Source organism: Pedobacter foliorum (assembly GCF_013266735.1).
GTDB lineage: Bacteria > Bacteroidota > Bacteroidia > Sphingobacteriales > Sphingobacteriaceae > Pedobacter > Pedobacter foliorum.
This window is the reverse complement of the sequence record NZ_JABSNU010000006.1, coordinates 301,030-317,573: the sequence shown is the minus strand read 5'-3', so window position 1 is coordinate 317,573 and position 16,544 is coordinate 301,030. Positions and strand designations below refer to the sequence as shown.

19 protein-coding genes are annotated in these 16,544 nt (G+C 37.0%); 14 read left to right on the top strand and 5 right to left on the bottom strand.

Annotated elements, in window-relative coordinates; genetic code table 11:
• The first annotated feature begins 4 nt into the window (after window positions 1–4).
• Window positions 5–631 carry a gluconate 2-dehydrogenase subunit 3 family protein gene (locus HQN83_RS14530; RefSeq protein WP_173091060.1) on the top strand — a complete coding sequence of 209 codons (627 nt, stop codon included), beginning with the start codon at window positions 5–7 and terminating at the stop codon, window positions 629–631.
• Here the strand turns inward: HQN83_RS14530 and HQN83_RS14525 are convergent, their stop codons facing one another.
• From HQN83_RS14525 to HQN83_RS14515, 3 genes are all read right to left on the bottom strand, one after another.
• Complete coding sequence (locus tag HQN83_RS14525) at window positions 632–1,066, bottom strand: carboxymuconolactone decarboxylase family protein (RefSeq protein WP_173091059.1); 435 nt, start codon at window positions 1,064–1,066, stop codon at window positions 632–634.
• Window positions 1,067–1,139: 73 nt separating this feature from the next.
• Entirely contained in the window at window positions 1,140–1,712 is a 573-nt protein-coding gene (locus HQN83_RS14520) for a Crp/Fnr family transcriptional regulator (RefSeq protein ID WP_173091058.1), read from the bottom strand.
• Window positions 1,713–1,979 carry a hypothetical protein gene (locus HQN83_RS14515; protein WP_173091057.1) on the bottom strand — a complete coding sequence of 89 codons (267 nt, stop codon included), beginning with the start codon at window positions 1,977–1,979 and terminating at the stop codon, window positions 1,713–1,715.
• Window positions 1,980–2,025: 46 nt separating this feature from the next.
• On the opposite strand from HQN83_RS14515, the gene dctA reads away from it, so the two are divergent.
• Window positions 2,026–3,300, top strand: a complete 1,275-nt coding sequence (gene dctA, locus HQN83_RS14510) for a C4-dicarboxylate transporter DctA (protein ID WP_173091056.1) — start codon at window positions 2,026–2,028, stop codon at window positions 3,298–3,300.
• Between the two features lie 46 nt (window positions 3,301–3,346).
• Window positions 3,347–4,171 (top strand): 3-keto-disaccharide hydrolase, encoded by an 825-nt coding sequence (locus HQN83_RS14505; RefSeq protein WP_173091055.1) that lies wholly within the window; start codon window positions 3,347–3,349, stop codon window positions 4,169–4,171.
• Between the two features lie 5 nt (window positions 4,172–4,176).
• Here HQN83_RS14505 and HQN83_RS14500 read toward each other — a convergent pair whose 3' ends face one another.
• Window positions 4,177–4,608, bottom strand: coding sequence for a hypothetical protein (locus HQN83_RS14500; RefSeq protein ID WP_173091054.1), 432 nt, complete (start codon window positions 4,606–4,608; stop codon window positions 4,177–4,179).
• Window positions 4,609–4,704: 96 nt separating this feature from the next.
• Between HQN83_RS14500 and HQN83_RS14495 the strand changes: the two genes are divergently transcribed.
• From HQN83_RS14495 to fabG, 11 genes are all read left to right on the top strand, one after another.
• Window positions 4,705–5,277 carry a TMEM175 family protein gene (locus tag HQN83_RS14495; protein ID WP_173091053.1) on the top strand — a complete coding sequence of 191 codons (573 nt, stop codon included), beginning with the start codon at window positions 4,705–4,707 and terminating at the stop codon, window positions 5,275–5,277.
• A 70-nt stretch (window positions 5,278–5,347) separates the two neighbouring features.
• A complete protein-coding gene (sucD, locus tag HQN83_RS14490; RefSeq protein WP_048907383.1) occupies window positions 5,348–6,220 on the top strand; it encodes a succinate--CoA ligase subunit alpha in 873 nt (290 codons plus the stop codon).
• A gap of 142 nt (window positions 6,221–6,362) precedes the next feature.
• Window positions 6,363–6,842 carry a methionine-R-sulfoxide reductase gene (locus HQN83_RS14485; RefSeq protein ID WP_173091052.1) on the top strand — a complete coding sequence of 160 codons (480 nt, stop codon included), beginning with the start codon at window positions 6,363–6,365 and terminating at the stop codon, window positions 6,840–6,842.
• A gap of 109 nt (window positions 6,843–6,951) precedes the next feature.
• A complete protein-coding gene (locus HQN83_RS14480; RefSeq protein WP_246254512.1) occupies window positions 6,952–7,386 on the top strand; it encodes a septal ring lytic transglycosylase RlpA family protein in 435 nt (144 codons plus the stop codon).
• Between the two features lie 383 nt (window positions 7,387–7,769).
• On the top strand, window positions 7,770–8,744 hold the full coding sequence (locus HQN83_RS14475) for a ribonucleoside-diphosphate reductase small subunit (RefSeq protein ID WP_173091051.1): 975 nt from the start codon (window positions 7,770–7,772) through the stop codon (window positions 8,742–8,744).
• 106 nt (window positions 8,745–8,850) lie between these two features.
• Window positions 8,851–11,229 carry a ribonucleoside-diphosphate reductase subunit alpha gene (locus HQN83_RS14470; protein ID WP_173091050.1) on the top strand — a complete coding sequence of 793 codons (2,379 nt, stop codon included), beginning with the start codon at window positions 8,851–8,853 and terminating at the stop codon, window positions 11,227–11,229.
• Window positions 11,230–11,345: 116 nt separating this feature from the next.
• The gene (locus HQN83_RS14465; protein ID WP_173091049.1) at window positions 11,346–12,635 is read left to right on the top strand and encodes a beta-alanine-activating enzyme beta-propeller domain-containing protein; all 1,290 of its coding nucleotides are present in this window, start codon (window positions 11,346–11,348) and stop codon (window positions 12,633–12,635) included.
• 89 nt (window positions 12,636–12,724) lie between these two features.
• Window positions 12,725–12,928 (top strand): cysteine-rich CWC family protein, encoded by a 204-nt coding sequence (locus HQN83_RS14460; RefSeq protein WP_173091048.1) that lies wholly within the window; start codon window positions 12,725–12,727, stop codon window positions 12,926–12,928.
• A gap of 48 nt (window positions 12,929–12,976) precedes the next feature.
• Window positions 12,977–13,852 carry a carbon-nitrogen hydrolase gene (locus HQN83_RS14455; RefSeq protein ID WP_173091047.1) on the top strand — a complete coding sequence of 292 codons (876 nt, stop codon included), beginning with the start codon at window positions 12,977–12,979 and terminating at the stop codon, window positions 13,850–13,852.
• 9 nt (window positions 13,853–13,861) lie between these two features.
• A complete protein-coding gene (locus HQN83_RS14450) occupies window positions 13,862–14,926 on the top strand; it encodes an agmatine deiminase family protein (RefSeq protein WP_173091046.1) in 1,065 nt (354 codons plus the stop codon).
• A 53-nt stretch (window positions 14,927–14,979) separates the two neighbouring features.
• The gene (gene fabG, locus HQN83_RS14445; RefSeq protein WP_173091045.1) at window positions 14,980–15,723 is read left to right on the top strand and encodes a 3-oxoacyl-[acyl-carrier-protein] reductase; all 744 of its coding nucleotides are present in this window, start codon (window positions 14,980–14,982) and stop codon (window positions 15,721–15,723) included.
• 50 nt (window positions 15,724–15,773) lie between these two features.
• Here the strand turns inward: fabG and HQN83_RS14440 are convergent, their stop codons facing one another.
• Window positions 15,774–16,472, bottom strand: coding sequence for a L,D-transpeptidase family protein (locus HQN83_RS14440; protein ID WP_173091044.1), 699 nt, complete (start codon window positions 16,470–16,472; stop codon window positions 15,774–15,776).
• Window positions 16,473–16,544 lie beyond the last annotated feature (72 nt).

The window sequence follows — 16,544 nt, the reverse complement described above, 5'->3', positions numbered from 1 at the left end:
ATATATGAACAGACGTGATTCGTTAAAAGCTTTGGGCCTTACTGCAATTAGTGCCGGTGTTGTGCTTGAAGCTTGCAAACCAGGAAAAGAACCTGTAGTTGCTGCTGCCGGTGCCGATGGTGAGGCCACCCCTGGTAGACAGGAATTTGAAGTAGAACGTGATAAAAAATTAAATTCCTGGAAGTTCTTTACGGAACATGAAATGGCAACAATAACACTATTGGCGGATATTATTATTCCTAAAGATGACAAATCAGGAAGCGCTTCGGATGCTAAGGTTCCTGATTTCATTGAGTTTATTGTTAAAGACATGCCGGGACATCAAACTCCAATGCGCGGGGGATTAAAGTGGCTTGATATGCAATGCTTAACCCGTTATCAGAAAACATTTAAAGAAGCATCATCCGCTCAACAAATTGAGATGGTTGATGACATTGCTTATCCTGCAAAAGTAAAACCAGGAATGCAGCAGGGTGTATCTTTCTTTAGTTTGATGCGTAATCTGACCGCCTCTGGATTCTTTACAACCGAGATCGGTGTTAAAGACCTCGGTTATGTTGGTAACGTGCCTAACCGTTGGGAAGGCGTGCCTGCAGATGTACTGAAACAATACGGCATGGAGGGAGTATAGTTATTTGGGTTCTAACCCAGTACTAATTCCAATTCTGTTCCATGCATTAATAATAATTATGGCCATGATTATCTGCGCAAGATAAGCATGGTCAAAAAGTGCAGCTGCATTATTGTAAGTTTCGTTAGATATCTTGTTGGTAATTAAGGTTACTTCTTCAGTAAGTGCTAATAATGCACGTTCTTGCTCATCAAAAAATGGAGTGTCTCTCCATGCATTCAGTGCATAAATTCTTTGTTCTGTTTCACCCGCTTTGCGTGCATCGCGGGTGTGCATATCTATACAGTAAGCACATCCGTTAATTTGGGATGCCCTTATTTTGATAAGATCTTTGTGTTTAGTTGTAAGACTGCTGTGTTCTACATAACTATCAAACGCTAACATAGCTTTGTATGCCGCAGGTTCTGCCTCATTAATTTTAATTCTATTGCTCATAACTATTTGTTTTTTGTTATAACAAAGTTGAGTAATAAGTTGCTTCCAAAAAATGAACTGTGGTTAAGAAAATTTAGTCTTTTTTAGCTCGTAAGCGACTTAAAAATTGAGGAGTAAAGCCCAAGTAAGAAGCCAGCATGTATTGTGGTACACGTTGCATGAAATCTGGGAATAGTTTTGAGAAGTGTCTATAACGCTCTTCTTCAGTTTGATTGAAAATGTATCCTATTCTGCGTTGGGAGGCAACAAATGCTTTTTGCATCATGATCCTGAAGTAACTTTCCAATCTCGGTATGTTTTCAAATAAGATAGCTTTACTCTGTTCACTAAGAAGTAAAAGCTCAGAAGCTTCTATAGCCTGAATATTAGTTGTAGATGGATGTTTATTTAGCAGGCTGTCCTGATCTGCTATCCACCAGTTTTCCAGACCAAAGTTTATAATCTGCTCGTTGAGTTTCTTATTTATATAGAACTGCCTTAAACATCCTTTGAGGATGAAATAATCGCCTTTGCATAATTTTCCGGTTTCCAGAAGATACTCTTTCTTTTTAAGGCTTTTAAACTCCACATGGTCACATAGCAATTGCTCTTCATGCGGCTCAAGCTGTACGTATCTTCTGATGTGGGCTAAAAGTTCAGGATACATTTACTCCTCCTCTTCAAGGTAGATTTCGTGTACCAAAAATTTAACTTTAGCCACCGGCTCTAAAAGTTCAGTGATATCGTCTGAGTCGATATGATATATTGTTTCGCCTGCATCAGGAATTTCAGAATCAGGAATAAGCTCAAAAAACTTAATAGCGAGATCGGCTTCCAGCTCTACTAGTTTGATGTATTTTACCCCATTGTCTTTCCAGTCCTTCAGAATTTTATGATTGAATTGTACATAGGGATTTTCATTTTTGTTTTCCATGCCATAAAGCTAAGTACATTAAACAAAATTTCACTATTATAGTACAATGAAATCTATTCTTTCGAACCTTACTTTTCAGGTTTTAGTGGCTATTACATTAGGTATTGCAGTAGGGGCATTTTTCCCGGGTTTTGCACCACACGCCAAATTGATAAGCCAGAGTTTCATCAATATGATCAGTATGCTCATTGCTCCGATCATTTTTTTAACAATAGTATTGGGAATAGCCCATATGGGTGATATGAAGAAAGTTGGACGCGTAGGGGGGAAAGCACTTTTATATTTTGAGATAGTGACCACATTGGCTATTGTGATTGGAATGGTGGTGGCTAATTTATTAAAACCCGGGGTAGGAATACATCCGGTTACCGGAGATGTAAATAAAATAAAGGCATACACTGAGCAGGCCGGAGAAATTAACTGGTCTGAATTTTTTGCGCACATTATACCTCATAATGTTTTTGAGGCTTTTACTAAAGGGGATATTTTACAGATACTGTTTTTTGCCATTTTGTTTGGTTATGGGCTAAATAAGATGGGGCCAAACGGAGACTCATTGCTTAGTTTTTTTGATAAAATGGCAAAGGTGTTTTTTAATATTATGAAAGTAGTGATGCGCCTTGCCCCGGTTGGTGCCTTTGGTGGGATGGCATTTAGTGTAGGTACTTATGGATTACATACCTTATTACCAATGGCGAAATTAATGGGGGCGGTTTATCTAACCTGTTTCTTGTTCATTTTTGTAGTATTAAATGCTATCTGCAAATACTACAAGTTTAGCTTATGGCAGTACCTTAAATATATTCGTCAGGAGATCTTAATTGTTCTGGGTACCTCGTCTTCTGAATCGGTATTGCCTAGTATGATGCAAAAAATGGAAGCTATTGGTTGTAATAAATCTGTAGTTGGTTTAGTTATTCCTACTGGCTATTCCTTTAATCTCGATGGAACAGCAATTTATCTTTCTATGGCGGTGATATTCTTGTGTCAGGTTTTTAGTGTAGATCTTTCCATTGGGCAACAGCTAAGTGTGCTGGCTGTTTTGATGGTTACATCTAAAGGGGCTGCGGGAGTTACAGGGAGTGGGTTTATTGTGTTGGTTTCTACTTTAACGGCTTTGAAATTAATGCCTGTTGAGCATATTGCCATCTTGTTGGGGGTAGACAGGTTTATGTCGGAGGCCAGAGCTATAACCAATATGATTGGAAATGGAATTGCCACTATTGTGATTGCCAAAAGCGAGAATGAGTTCGATGAAGAAAAATATCAGCTGGCAATTCAACCTGCAGCTATTGAGAAGTTAGAGGAATTAGATATTTAATTTTTTATTGTATTTTGCCTCCAACTAAAATAAACCACACACAATTATGAAAAGAACCACTTTTATTGCCCTAATTTCCTGTTTTATCTTTGCTGGCTGCGGAGGGATTAAACAGAACTCAAACCAATCTGATGATAAAAAAGGCTGGGTTAAGTTGTTTAATGGCAAAGATATTAATGACTGGTTTGTAAAAGTACACCATCATGAAGTTGGCGTAAATTTTGGAAATACCTTTAGGGTTGAAGATGGTATAATTAAAGTTAGATACGATCAGTATGGGGACTTTAATGACCAGTTTGCTCACCTTTATTATAAAACTCCATTCTCTTATTATCATCTGAAATTTGAATATCGTTTTGTAGGAAAACTGCAAAAAGGCGCTCCGGATTATACGTTGTTAAATAGCGGGGTAATGTTTCATTCGCAGGATCCAAGAACAATGTTAAAAGAACAAGATTGGCCAATTTCAGTTGAGATGCAGCTTTTAGGTGGATTAGGTGACGGAAACCCAAGACCTACTGGCAACATGTGCTCACCTGGAACCAATGTGGTTTATAAGGGAAAGATAGCCGATTCACACTGCTTAAATTCTACATCAAAAACTTATGATGGTGATCAATGGGTACGCGGAGAGTTGATCGTGCTTGGCGATTCTTTAATTACACATATTATTAATGGCGATACTGTACTACAATACTCTAAACCGCAAATTGGTGGTGGCGTGGCAAATGGTTACGATCCTAAAATTAAAATAGATGGCAAGCTATTGAGCAGTGGTTTTATCGCGCTGCAAAGCGAAGGTCAACCTGTTGACTTTAAGAACGTCGAAATAAAAGACTTGTCTCGTTTAAAGAGAGTGGCTAAAAAGTAAGAGGATTATTCTTCTTCAACTATTACTGAAACGTCTTTATCTAGCTTTACGGTATGCAGCACTTTTGTCTTTTCGCTGTATACCACAAGCTTGTTTTCATCTAAATATTGTACTAGTCTGTAAGCTTCAGATTTTTGGATATATCTCCATTGGGTGTAAAATTGCTCCGGTGCTAATTTCTCCTGTGGTAAGAAAGTGATGGCAACTTCAATGTCAGAAATACTTTCAATAAAGAAACGTTCGCTGGTGCGTAATACTTTTTGCGCTTTATCATTGTTTTTAAAATCCTCAATAGTTATTTCCCTTATTGCTGATGACGACTTGGTTGGGTTCCTGTCAATCACATCAACAATAAGGTTACTTACCTCATTTTTCGTTTTCAGGTATTTTCCATTTCCTGTTTGCAATACTTTAAAATAGATTTTAAGTGGTTTCATTTTGTGTTGTTTGCGGTAAGGTTAATCTTATCTCTGCAAATAAATGAGTATTTAAGCTTAGTTTGAAACAATAATGAATTAATATATCTTTAATTTATGAACAAGAGCAGATTAGAAGCATTTAGTGATGGAGTTTTGGCTATCATCATTACCATTATGGTTTTGGAATTAAAAGTTCCTCATGGTAGTTCCTTGTCGGCATTAAAGCCACTAGTCCCCGTATTTATGAGCTACTTGCTGAGCTTTGTATACGTTGGTATTTATTGGAATAATCATCATCATATGATGCAAATGGTTAAAAAGGTTAATGGAAAAGTATTATGGGCTAATCTGCATTTGCTTTTTTGGCTCTCTCTGTTTCCTTTTGCTACTGCATGGATGGGCGAAAACCATTATGATACCTGGCCTGTGGTAATTTATGGTTGTATAATGCTTATGGCAGCTACGGCTTATTTTATTTTGGAAAGTACATTGAAAAAGTTACATGGCCCGGATTCCGAATTTGCCAATACATTTGGAACAAGTCTAAAGGATACTGTTTCTTGTTTATTGTATGTTATTGCAATTGGAGGCAGTTTTATTAGTTCCTGGATAGGTATTGTATGTTATATTTTAGTTGCTATAATCTGGTTTATACCAGAAAGACGGGTAGAAAAAAAGATAGCCTAATATTTTTTTTCAATTGTTTTCATGAATGCTCCGCAGTTTTATCTAAGTTTGCACAAAAAAATAAAGATACATGAGTGTTTTAGTAAATAAGGATTCAAAAGTTATTGTTCAAGGCTTTACAGGAAATGAGGGTACTTATCATGCTTCTCAAATGATTGAGTACGGAACGAACGTTGTTGGCGGTGTTACACCAGGTAAAGGTGGCCAGACTCATTTAGACAAACCAGTATTTAATACTGTAAAGGATGCGGTTGATAAGGCCGGTGCTAATGTATCTATTATATTTGTTCCTCCTGCATTTGCTGCAGATGCTATCATGGAAGCTGCGGAAGCAGGTATTAAAGTTATTGTTTGTATTACTGAGGGTATCCCTACTAAGGATATGATTCAGGTTAAAGAATATATTTCTGACAGAGATTGCCGTTTAATCGGTCCTAACTGTCCAGGTGTTATCACTGCTGATGAAGCTAAAATTGGTATCATGCCAGGTTTCATCTTCAAAAAAGGTACTGTTGGCGTAGTTTCTAAATCAGGTACTTTAACTTACGAAGCTGTTGATCAGGTAGTAAAAGCAGGTTTAGGTATTACTACTGCAATCGGTATCGGTGGTGATCCAATCATTGGTACTACTACCAAAGAAGCAGTTGAATTGTTGATGAACGATCCGGAAACTGAAGGTATCATCATGATTGGTGAAATTGGTGGTGGTATGGAAGCTGAAGCTGCTCGTTGGATTAAAGAAAATGGCACAAAACCAGTTGTAGGTTTCATCGCTGGTCAAACTGCTCCTGCTGGACGTAGAATGGGGCATGCTGGTGCTATTGTTGGCGGTGCTGACGATACTGCTGCAGCTAAGATGAAAATCATGGCAGAATGCGGTATTCATGTTGTAGCTAGTCCTGCTGAAATTGGCGAAGCTATGGCTGCCTTGTTAAAGAAATAATAAAGATCTTCTTGTATAATGCAAAGGCTCTGGTGATTTCATTCATCGGAGCTTTTTTTTTAGAACTGACATTATTATTACTTCTATTATGAAACCGGAGGAAACTTTAGTCCGTATCTTGTATTAAATAATGATAATGCAAATGAAAGCTTTAATCAATAAAACATTTATGCTGGCCGGCTTGTTAGTGATAACTAGTTTTGTAGCCTGCGCTCAAAAGCCCAAAAAAGAAGAAGTAAAAAAAACAACCAACAATATGGAGTGGAATAAACTAACTAAAGAGGAAGAGGATGTGATTGTACGCAAGGGTACTGAATATCCTGGAACTGGAGCGTTGTTGAATAACAAGGAAAAAGGAACCTATATCTGCAAACGATGTAATGCACCTTTATACCGCTCAGAGTCGAAGTTTGAATCGCATTGCGGATGGCCAAGCTTTGATGACGAAATTAAAGGAGCGGTGCTAAGAATTCCTGATGCAGATGGGCAACGTACCGAAATTGTATGCGCAAATTGTAAAGCACATTTAGGTCATGTGTTTTTGGGCGAAGGCTTCACATCTAAAAATACTCGTAACTGTGTGAACTCAATTTCTATGAGTTTTGTGCCCGATAAGAAATAAAATCTTTTGGAATGACATAAGTATAATGCCCGATGATAACTTGTCGGGCATTACTTGTTTATAAGTAATTAGTTTACTTATGTTTGCACGTTCACCAACTATAGTAAATATGAAGTATTGTTTATTGTTATGCGGTATGCTAATTTCTTCCTTGGGTTTTTCTCAAAGAATTACTGACGGAGCAACATCAGATTCTGCTCCCGAAACAATAGCAGAATCGTCATCCAATCTATCTTCTAAATTAATCTCTAAAACCGTTTACGGAACATATTACGCAAAGAAGTTTGAAGGACGAAGGACTACAAGCGGTGTAAGATATCGGGGTAAAAAAATGACTGCGGCCCATATGTCCTTACCATTCGGAACAATCGTAACGGTTACCAATCCAGTAAATGGAAAATCTGTAGATGTGGAAATAAATGACAGAGGTCCGCACTCTAGAAAATTTAAAATAGATCTCTCTGCAGCTGCAGCAAAAGAGCTTGGGTTTTATGGAAAAGGGGTTGCTAAACTTGAAATTAGCTATCTGCCAGAAACCGAGTAACTTTTAAACTTTAGGGGGTATAAAGTCAGCTTTTTTTAAATTATTAACATTCAAAAGTTTTTACTACCCCCTAAAAAAGAAATAATTAGCTTTTTTACTGGTTGATTATGACGGAATTCTGATCTTTTAAACGACGATATCTAACAACGTGTTAACAACTTTGTTCTATTAAAAAGACCTCATACTTTATATTTGTTTAAGTAAAATTCTTTAATAAATCACACTTAGGTTTTCAGTTAAAGGTTTAATATTTAGTTGGTTAAGGTTGTCCGAGAGTTTCAAGGCTTTTAAAATCTTTAAATTAAGTATGGTTTCGCCGACTGTTAGTGTTTATTAAAGAGGTTTTTATTGTTCAAATCATTCACTACGTTAAACAAAGGCTTATGCAAGAAGAAGAAATATTATTAAAAGAAAACAAAGATCGTTTTGTTCTTTTACCGATTAAATATCCGGCAATTTGGGAAATGTACAAAAAGAGTGAGGCTAGTTTTTGGACTGCAGAAGAAATTGACCTTTCAGACGATCAGAAGCATTGGGATAACCTAAATGATGGCGAAAGACATTTTATTTCTCATATCCTGGCCTTCTTCTCTGCAAGTGATGGTATTGTAAATGAAAACCTGGCAGTGAATTTTATGAGTGAGGTTCAGTTACCTGAAGCACGTTGCTTCTATGGTTTCCAGATCATGATGGAGAACATCCACTCTGAAACTTACGCATTGCTAATTGATACTTATATTAAAGATCCTGATGAAAAGGATAGATTGTTCCACGCAATAGACACTGTTCCTTGTGTTAAGAAAAAAGCGGAGTGGGCACTACGTTGGATTGAAGGTGGTAACTTTGCTGAGCGCTTGGTAGCTTTTGCAGCTGTTGAAGGTATCTTCTTTAGCGGAAGTTTCTGCTCTATATTCTGGTTAAAAAAACGCGGTTTAATGCCGGGCTTAACTTTCAGTAATGAATTGATCTCAAGAGATGAAGGATCACATTGCGAGTTTGCTTGCTTATTGTACAGCATGCTTAAAAACAGGCTTACTGAAGAGCAAGTTCATGGTATCATTAAAGATGCTGTGGAAATAGAAAAAGAATTTATTACAGATGCCCTTCCAGTGGCACTGATTGGAATGAATGCAAAATTAATGTCGCAATATATTGAGTTTGTTGCCGACAGATGGGTACAGGAGCTTGGTTATACTAAGATCTATAATGCAACCAATCCATTTGATTTTATGGAGATGATATCATTACAAGGTAAAACGAACTTCTTTGAAAAAAGAGTTGGTGATTATCAAAAAAGTGGTGTATTAACCTCTACCGAAGATAAAGCTGCGGCTTTCTCTTTAGATGATGATTTTTAATACTTATCGGGTTAGGCGATAAGGAATATAAATAAATAATTAATTAGGTGCCTATGCTGGGTTTGCTCATCACAAGCTCAATATGCACCATAAATACCTGAAAAATATGTTTGTAATAAAAAGAGATGGCCGCAAAGAAGCGGTAAGGTTTGACAAAATAACTGCCCGTATTGAAAAGTTATGCTATGGTTTTAATGCTGAACTTGTAGATCCGATAGATGTAGCCAAGAAGGTGATTGAAGGTTTATATGATGGGGTTACAACTTCTGAATTGGATAACCTTGCAGCTGAAACCGCAGCCTCTTTAACTACCAAACACCCAGATTACGCTTTACTTGCTTCACGTATTGCAGTATCTAACCTTCATAAGAATACAACTAAATCTTTCTCCAAAACTATGGAGATGCTGTATAATTATATTGATTCTAAAACAGGTAAATCCGCCTCTCTTATAGCTGATGATGTTTGGGAAGTAATAAAAGAAAATGCTGACACACTTGACAGCACAATTATATACGATAGAGATTTTGGGTTTGATTATTTCGGTTTCAAAACTCTTGAGAAATCTTATTTATTAAAAGTTGACGGACAAATTGTTGAGCGTCCTCAGCATTTATTTATGCGTGTGTCTGTTGGTATTCATAAAGGAGATATCGAAAGCGCAATCGCGACTTATAACTTGATGAGTGAGCGTTGGTTTACACATGCTACACCTACGTTATTTAATGCCGCTACTCCTAAACCTCAAATGTCGTCATGTTTCTTGTTAACCATGCAGGATGATAGCATTGAAGGTATTTACGATACATTAAAACAAACTGCCAAAATCTCTCAAAGTGCAGGTGGTATTGGTTTAAGTATCCATAACATTCGCGCTACAGGTTCTTACATTGGTGGTACTAACGGAACAAGTAATGGTATTGTACCAATGCTAAAGGTATTTAATGATACCGCTCGTTACGTAGATCAAGGTGGAGGTAAACGTAAAGGTGCCTTTGCAATTTATTTAGAGCCTTGGCATGCTGATGTATTCAGTTTCTTAGACTTGCGTAAAAACCATGGAAAAGAAGAATTACGTGCACGTGATTTATTCTATGCCCTTTGGGTTTGCGATTTGTTTATGAGACGTGTAGAAGAAAACGGCGACTGGAGCTTATTCTGTCCGCATGAAGCACCAGGTTTAGCTGATTGCTTTGGAGCAGAATTTGATGCTTTATATGAGCGTTACGAAAAAGAAGGAAGAGCACGTAAAACCATCAAAGCTCAGGAATTGTGGTTTGCCATCCTTGATTCGCAAATTGAAACCGGAACTCCTTACTTGTTGTATAAAGATGCTGCAAATAGCAAATCTAATCAACAAAACTTGGGTACCATCAAAAGCTCTAACCTTTGTACAGAGATTATTGAATATACTTCTAAAGATGAAGTTGCAGTTTGTAACCTTGCATCTTTAGCTTTACCTAGATATGTAATCAACGGTGAATTTGATCACCAAAAATTATATGATGTTACTTATCAGGCTACTTTAAACCTGAATAAAATCATCGATTATAACTATTATCCTGTAGAAGAAGCTAAAAACTCTAATATGCGCCACCGACCAATTGGTTTAGGTGTACAAGGTTTAGCTGATGCATTTATTTTAATGCGTTTACCTTTCGAAAGTGAAGGTGCACGTGAATTGAACAAAGAAATCTTTGAAACAATTTACTTTGCTGCAATGACTGCTTCTCATGACCTTGCGGTTAAAAATGGTCCTTACCAAACCTTTAAAGGTTCTCCTTTATCAGAAGGTAAATTCCAGTTCGATCTTTGGAATGTGAAACCAGATAGCGGCAGATGGGATTGGGAAACTTTACGTGAAAAAGTAGTTAAAGATGGTGTTTACAATTCATTACTTGTTGCTCCAATGCCTACGGCTTCTACTTCACAGATTTTGGGTAACAACGAATGTTTCGAACCATATACTTCTAATATCTACACCAGAAGGGTGTTAAGCGGTGAGTTTGTGGTAGTAAATAAACACTTGTTGAAAGATCTTGTTGCCTTAGGTTTGTGGACACCGGCAATGAAAGACAGAATTATTTTAGCGAATGGCTCTGTTCAGGATATTGCTGAGATTCCTGATTATATCAAAGAATTATACAAAACCGTTTGGGAAATTAAAATGCGTAGTATTATTGATATGGCTGCCGATAGAGGTGCTTACATCTGTCAGTCTCAATCTCTAAACTTGTTCATTAATGCTCCAAACACTTCTAAATTAACTTCAATGCATTTCTATGCTTGGAAAAAAGGATTAAAAACTGGTATGTATTATCTGCGTACTCAAGCTGCTTCTCAGGCTGTTAAATTCACAGTAGAGAATCAGGCAGGTAAAAACATGGAGCCGGTAATTCCTGAGCATATTGAACAAAGTGCTGAAGAAATTGTTGAAGGCCCGGTTTGCTCAATGGAAGAAGGTTGCATTAGCTGTTCAGGTTAATCAATTGCCTTTTATCTGATCTTAAAATAACAGGTTAAATATATTTAAGGAGTAAGATTTTTCTTACTCCTTTTTTTGTGTTTAATTTTATAAATTTAAGATTAACTTAAAATATAATGAAGGCTCTTTTCTCAATAGTTTTCTTTTGCATTTCCTTTAGTCAGATTAGCGCTTATGCTCAAAATCCTGCTCAGCCAAAAATTGGCGTGCTTAAGTGGAAGTTTAAAAGTAACGGTAAGTTTTTCTCTTCTCCAACTGTTTCCAGTAACAAGGTGTTTATAGGTGGTAATGATTCTGTTATTTATGCTGTTAATATTAAAACCGGAAGGAAAGCATGGGCATATAAAACTGATGGCTCAGTTAACTCATCTCCAGTAGTATTTAAAAATACAGTCTATGTAGGAAGCTTTGATGGGCATTTGTATGCGCTTGATGTAAACAATGGAAAGATAAAATGGAAGTTTGCAACAAACGGAGAGAAAAGGATGGGAGCAAGGGGCCTATGGGGCATGCAGCCCTCAGATTTGTATATGGAAGATCAGTATGACCTTATTAGGTCTTCGCCGGTAGTAGACATGAAAAGTAAAGTTCCTATTGTTTATTTTGGCAGTAGTGATGGTTACATATATGCATTGAATGCAGCGGATGGTGAATTGATATGGAAATTTAAAACCAATGGGATTATTAGAGCGTCTCCGGTTCTAAATAATGGTAAATTATATATTGGAAGTTGGGACACATATATCTATGCCCTAGACCAAAAGACAGGTAAGTTAGTATGGAAGTACAAGACGGGGGAAGATGATAAAGTTCACCTAATGGAAGGTATACAGGCTTCGGCTGTTGTTTATGGTGGTAAGCTATTTGTTGGTTCACGCGATGGTTTCTTTTATTGTTTAGATGCTGAAACAGGTGAATTAAATTGGAAGTATGATGGAAAAGGCTCGTGGATAGTTGCTTCAGCAGCGGTTAAAAATGAAACAGTTTATCTAACTACTTCAGATTCCTATTTATTCATCGCATTAAACATCTTAACCGGAAAGGAAAAATATAGTATTAAAACTTCAGGATACAATTTTTCATCACCTTTGGTAAACGGTAACAATATCTATTTTGGAGATTTTAGTGGGAAAATCTATTCCGTTAATGCTGAGCATGGAAAAATTGAGGGTGAATTTGAAACGACATCGAGACTGAAATATAAAGAAGAAGTTTTGGATAGAGAGGGTAAGCTTGACTTTGTTCATTCAGCAGGAAAAAGTAATCCTGCACTTTCTCAAACAGGAATCGAAGTAATGGATAAATTTTATAAACTTGGGTCTATTGTATCATCGCCAATCATTGCTAATGGCATAATCTATTTTGGTAGCGCAGATGGTTATTTATATGCTGTAAAAATGCCTTAGTCAGAGTATAATACATTGATATAAGGGCTTTGTCATTTTTAAGGAGGGATTAACTATCATTAGTTTCTGATCTTGTATCTTTGTAGCTAATGGCTAAACACGAAATCATACCCTGCGAGCGTTGTGGAACACCAATAGAGTGTAAGGCTAACTCATACACTAAATGCCAGTGCAGTGTTGTACAGCTTGATTTAAATGAGATGCAGTACATTAGTGAACTGCATGATGGGTGTTTGTGTGCTAAATGCTTATTTGAACTTCAGCAAGAGTACAGAGACGCCATGGCTTCATAAAATCTATTTTTTTGGCTAACTTTGCGTCAAATTATTTGTTAACAAAGAATGGCAAAAGTACAAGTTGGGTTGGTGCAGATGAGCTGTACCAATAATAAGCAAGAAAATTTAGATAAAGCAATTTTAAAAATCAGGGAAGCAGCAGCAAAAGGTGCACAAATTGTGTGTTTGCAAGAGCTTTTTACTTCCCTATACTTTTGTGATGTTGAAGATTATGACAACTTCAATTTGGCTGAGGCTATTCCCGGTCCTTCCACAGATGCTTTACAAGTTATCGCTAAAGAGTTGGGCGTGGTAATTATTGCTTCTTTATTCGAAAAGCGTACAGCAGGCTTGTATCACAATACAACAGCTGTTTTAGATGCTGATGGAACTTATCTTGGCAAGTATCGTAAAATGCACATTCCTGATGATCCTGCTTTTTATGAGAAGTTTTACTTCACTCCGGGTGATTTAGGTTATAAGGTTTTTCAGACAAAATTTGCCAAAATCGGCATATTGATCTGCTGGGATCAGTGGTACCCTGAAGCATCACGTATTACAGCTTTGATGGGTGCTGAGATTATGTTTTATCCAACTGCTATAGGTTGGGCTACAGATCAGGATGAAGAAACAAATAAAGATCAGTATAATGCATGGCAGACCATTCAGCGTTCTCACGCTATTGCTAATGGAGTGCCTGTAGTGAGTGTAAACCGTGTTGGACTTGAACAAAATGGAGCTATGAAATTCTGGGGTGGAAGTTTCGCAACAAATGCTCAGGGCAGATTGCTTTATTTGGGTTCACATGAAAATGAAGAAACTAAAGTAGTAGAATTAGATTTATCTGAGTCTGATTTCTTCCGTAAACATTGGCCTTTCTTAAGAGATCGTAGAATAGACTCTTATCAGCCGATCACTAAAAGATTTATTGACGAAGATTAAGATTTAGAAATGTCATCATTTAACGAAGTAATATTTAATAATAGTCCTAAAAAGACTGGATACGCTTTTCCTGCCGAATGGGTAAAACATGACGCAACCTGGTTAAGCTGGCCGCATAAAGAGGCTTCATGGCCAGGAAAACTAGAAACTATATTTGAACCGTATTGCCAGTTTATTAAAATTGTAGCAACCGGTGAAAAGGTTAGAATTAACATTAACGATGAAGAAACTAAGGCTTTTGCTATTTCTGAATTGGAAAAGGTTGGTGCTGATTTAAGTCAGATAGAGTTTTATTTTAATCCAAGTAATGATGCCTGGTGCCGAGATCATGGCCCTGCTTTTTTGTTAAACAAGGAAACGGGAAAAAGAGCCATAGTAGACTGGGGATATAATGCATGGGGAGATAAATATCCTCCTTATGATCTTGATGATGTAATTCCAACCAAAATAGCTGAGCATTTTAACTTACCTGTTTACCATCCTGATATTGTGATGGAGGGTGGATCTGTTGAGTTTAATGGTGCAGGCACAATCCTTACAACTACAGCATGCTTATTAAATGAGAACAGAAATCCTCATTTAAATAAGGAACAGATTGAGCAATACCTAAAAGAATTTTATGGTGCAGATCAAGTATTGTGGTTAGGTGACGGGATAGTTGGTGATGATACCGATGGTCATATCGACGACATTACTCGTTTCGTTAACGAGGATACCGTTTTAACAGTTGTGGAGAGTAATCCTCTGGATGAAAATTATCTGCTGTTACAAGAGAATTTAGAAGCGCTAAAGGCCATGCGATTATTAAGCGGGAAACCTTTAAATATCGTGAAATTGCCAATGCCTTCTCCAGTGATCCACGAAGACACAAGACTACCAGCTTCATACGCTAATTTTTACATTGCAAATGCTGCGGTAATTGTACCAACTTTTAGAGATGTAAATGATGAGAAAGCGTTGGAGATCATAAGAGGTGTTTTCCCTGATAGAGAAGTTGTAGGAATAGATTCTACAGATATTATTTGGGGATTGGGTAGTTTCCATTGCCTTAGTCAGCAGGAACCATCTATTTAATCGCTTTTATAATCGACATAAATTAATTGAATATAACCAAACAAGAAATACAGATGAAGTTATTAGAAGGAAAAACAGCACTTGTTACGGGTGCATCCAAAGGAATTGGCCGCAAAATAGCGGAAAAGTTTGCAGAGCATGGTGCTAATGTAGCTTTTACTTATTTATCATCAGTAGAAAAGGGAGAGGCTTTAGAGCAAGAATTGCAAAGTTTTGGTACTAAGGTTAAAGGATATCGTTCTGATGCTTCTAAATTTGATGAAGCAGAGAAATTGATTAGTGATATTGTTGCTGACTTCGGTGCATTAGATATCGTAGTAAACAATGCTGGTATCACTAAAGACGGTTTATTGATGCGCATGAGCGAGGAGAACTGGGATGAGGTAATTAATGTTAACCTTAAGTCTGTATTTAACGTGTCTAAAGCTGCATCTAAAGTGATGATGAAAGCACGTAAAGGATCTATCATTAATATGAGTTCAGTAGTAGGTGTTCAAGGAAATGCGGGTCAGGCTAACTATGCTGCATCTAAAGCAGGTATCATTGGCTTCTCTAAGTCATTGGCTAAAGAGTTAGGATCACGTAATATCCGTACCAATGTTATTGCTCCAGGATTTATCCGTACTGAAATGACAGATGTATTAGACCCTAAAGTAGTACAAGGTTGGGAAGATGGTATTCCTTTGAAAAGAGCAGGCGAGACTGATGATGTAGCAAATGCATGTGTATTCCTTGCATCTGATATGAGTGCTTACGTAACCGGACAAGTGTTGTCTGTTTGCGGCGGAATGTTGTAAGCTAACTATAAATATTTGTAAAGGGTATCAGGATTTTCTGATACCTTTTTTTATTTAAATTGATATGTGTTCATAAGCTCTGTTACATCAGGTACTTGTCTGTACTTTTTAAAATAAGCATATCCTTGTTGAAGGTTTGTCCAGAAAGCCTTATACTGAGGGAACGCTGAGAGATGTTTATTTAGATTGGCATCTGTGATTTTGAATGGGAAAATATGAACAGGAATCTCATTTTGCCCTGAGTTTCTTGCCTCCACTGCTAATATGTAAACCTCTTTTATTTTTTCATCTGTTAATGGAATGCAGCCCACTGTTACACAATTGCCATGAATGTAAATGTGGTTGCCGGGCTTTTCATTTGCACTCCTCAACAGGTCAACACTGTTGGGATAATTTATTCCTAAAGATAAGTGGAAATTGCTTTTAGGATTAAATGCTGCAATGTGATAAAATCCCTCCGGAGTTTGTAAATCTCCCTCCTTTAATTTAGGTCCCAATACTCCTGATAATGTACAAAATGGATATACTTTAAACAGTTTGTATTGCTTTTGAGTACTTTGCTTTAACCAAATTTCTAATCTCCTCTCTGCTTTGTAAGCAGCTATATACAAAATGAATTTCCCTGTTATCTGCTCCTTAGCGAGTTCTTTTTGCAAGTTTTCCCACTTTACATCATAAGCCTCTCTAACACGTTCAAATGTTAATTGCTGCGTTTTAAAGCTAGATTGGGCAAGTGTAGGAATTGACATAATGTTTTACTATAAACAAACTTATATAAAATTGTGCGCGCATTTTAAAATTTAGCATCTTTACCCAAACAC

What these genes read in the sequence shown, in the direction of transcription:
- HQN83_RS14455 (WP_173091047.1), top strand. Translation starts at nt 12,977, where the DNA reads ATGGCAAAAGTACAAGTTGGGTTGGTGCAGATGAGCTGTACCAATAAT.
- HQN83_RS14480 (WP_246254512.1), top strand. Translation starts at nt 6,952, where the DNA reads ATGAAGTATTGTTTATTGTTATGCGGTATGCTAATTTCTTCCTTGGGT.
- HQN83_RS14485 (WP_173091052.1), top strand. Translation starts at nt 6,363, where the DNA reads ATGAAAGCTTTAATCAATAAAACATTTATGCTGGCCGGCTTGTTAGTG.
- fabG (WP_173091045.1), top strand. Translation starts at nt 14,980, where the DNA reads ATGAAGTTATTAGAAGGAAAAACAGCACTTGTTACGGGTGCATCCAAA.
- HQN83_RS14500 (WP_173091054.1), bottom strand. Translation starts at nt 4,608, where the DNA reads ATGAAACCACTTAAAATCTATTTTAAAGTATTGCAAACAGGAAATGGA.
- HQN83_RS14465 (WP_173091049.1), top strand. Translation starts at nt 11,346, where the DNA reads ATGAAGGCTCTTTTCTCAATAGTTTTCTTTTGCATTTCCTTTAGTCAG.
- sucD (WP_048907383.1), top strand. Translation starts at nt 5,348, where the DNA reads ATGAGTGTTTTAGTAAATAAGGATTCAAAAGTTATTGTTCAAGGCTTT.
- HQN83_RS14515 (WP_173091057.1), bottom strand. Translation starts at nt 1,979, where the DNA reads ATGGAAAACAAAAATGAAAATCCCTATGTACAATTCAATCATAAAATT.
- HQN83_RS14460 (WP_173091048.1), top strand. Translation starts at nt 12,725, where the DNA reads ATGGCTAAACACGAAATCATACCCTGCGAGCGTTGTGGAACACCAATA.
- HQN83_RS14450 (WP_173091046.1), top strand. Translation starts at nt 13,862, where the DNA reads ATGTCATCATTTAACGAAGTAATATTTAATAATAGTCCTAAAAAGACT.
- HQN83_RS14495 (WP_173091053.1), top strand. Translation starts at nt 4,705, where the DNA reads ATGAACAAGAGCAGATTAGAAGCATTTAGTGATGGAGTTTTGGCTATC.
- dctA (WP_173091056.1), top strand. Translation starts at nt 2,026, where the DNA reads ATGAAATCTATTCTTTCGAACCTTACTTTTCAGGTTTTAGTGGCTATT.
- HQN83_RS14440 (WP_173091044.1), bottom strand. Translation starts at nt 16,472, where the DNA reads ATGTCAATTCCTACACTTGCCCAATCTAGCTTTAAAACGCAGCAATTA.
- HQN83_RS14505 (WP_173091055.1), top strand. Translation starts at nt 3,347, where the DNA reads ATGAAAAGAACCACTTTTATTGCCCTAATTTCCTGTTTTATCTTTGCT.
- HQN83_RS14470 (WP_173091050.1), top strand. Translation starts at nt 8,851, where the DNA reads ATGTTTGTAATAAAAAGAGATGGCCGCAAAGAAGCGGTAAGGTTTGAC.
- HQN83_RS14520 (WP_173091058.1), bottom strand. Translation starts at nt 1,712, where the DNA reads ATGTATCCTGAACTTTTAGCCCACATCAGAAGATACGTACAGCTTGAG.
- HQN83_RS14475 (WP_173091051.1), top strand. Translation starts at nt 7,770, where the DNA reads ATGCAAGAAGAAGAAATATTATTAAAAGAAAACAAAGATCGTTTTGTT.
- HQN83_RS14530 (WP_173091060.1), top strand. Translation starts at nt 5, where the DNA reads ATGAACAGACGTGATTCGTTAAAAGCTTTGGGCCTTACTGCAATTAGT.
- HQN83_RS14525 (WP_173091059.1), bottom strand. Translation starts at nt 1,066, where the DNA reads ATGAGCAATAGAATTAAAATTAATGAGGCAGAACCTGCGGCATACAAA.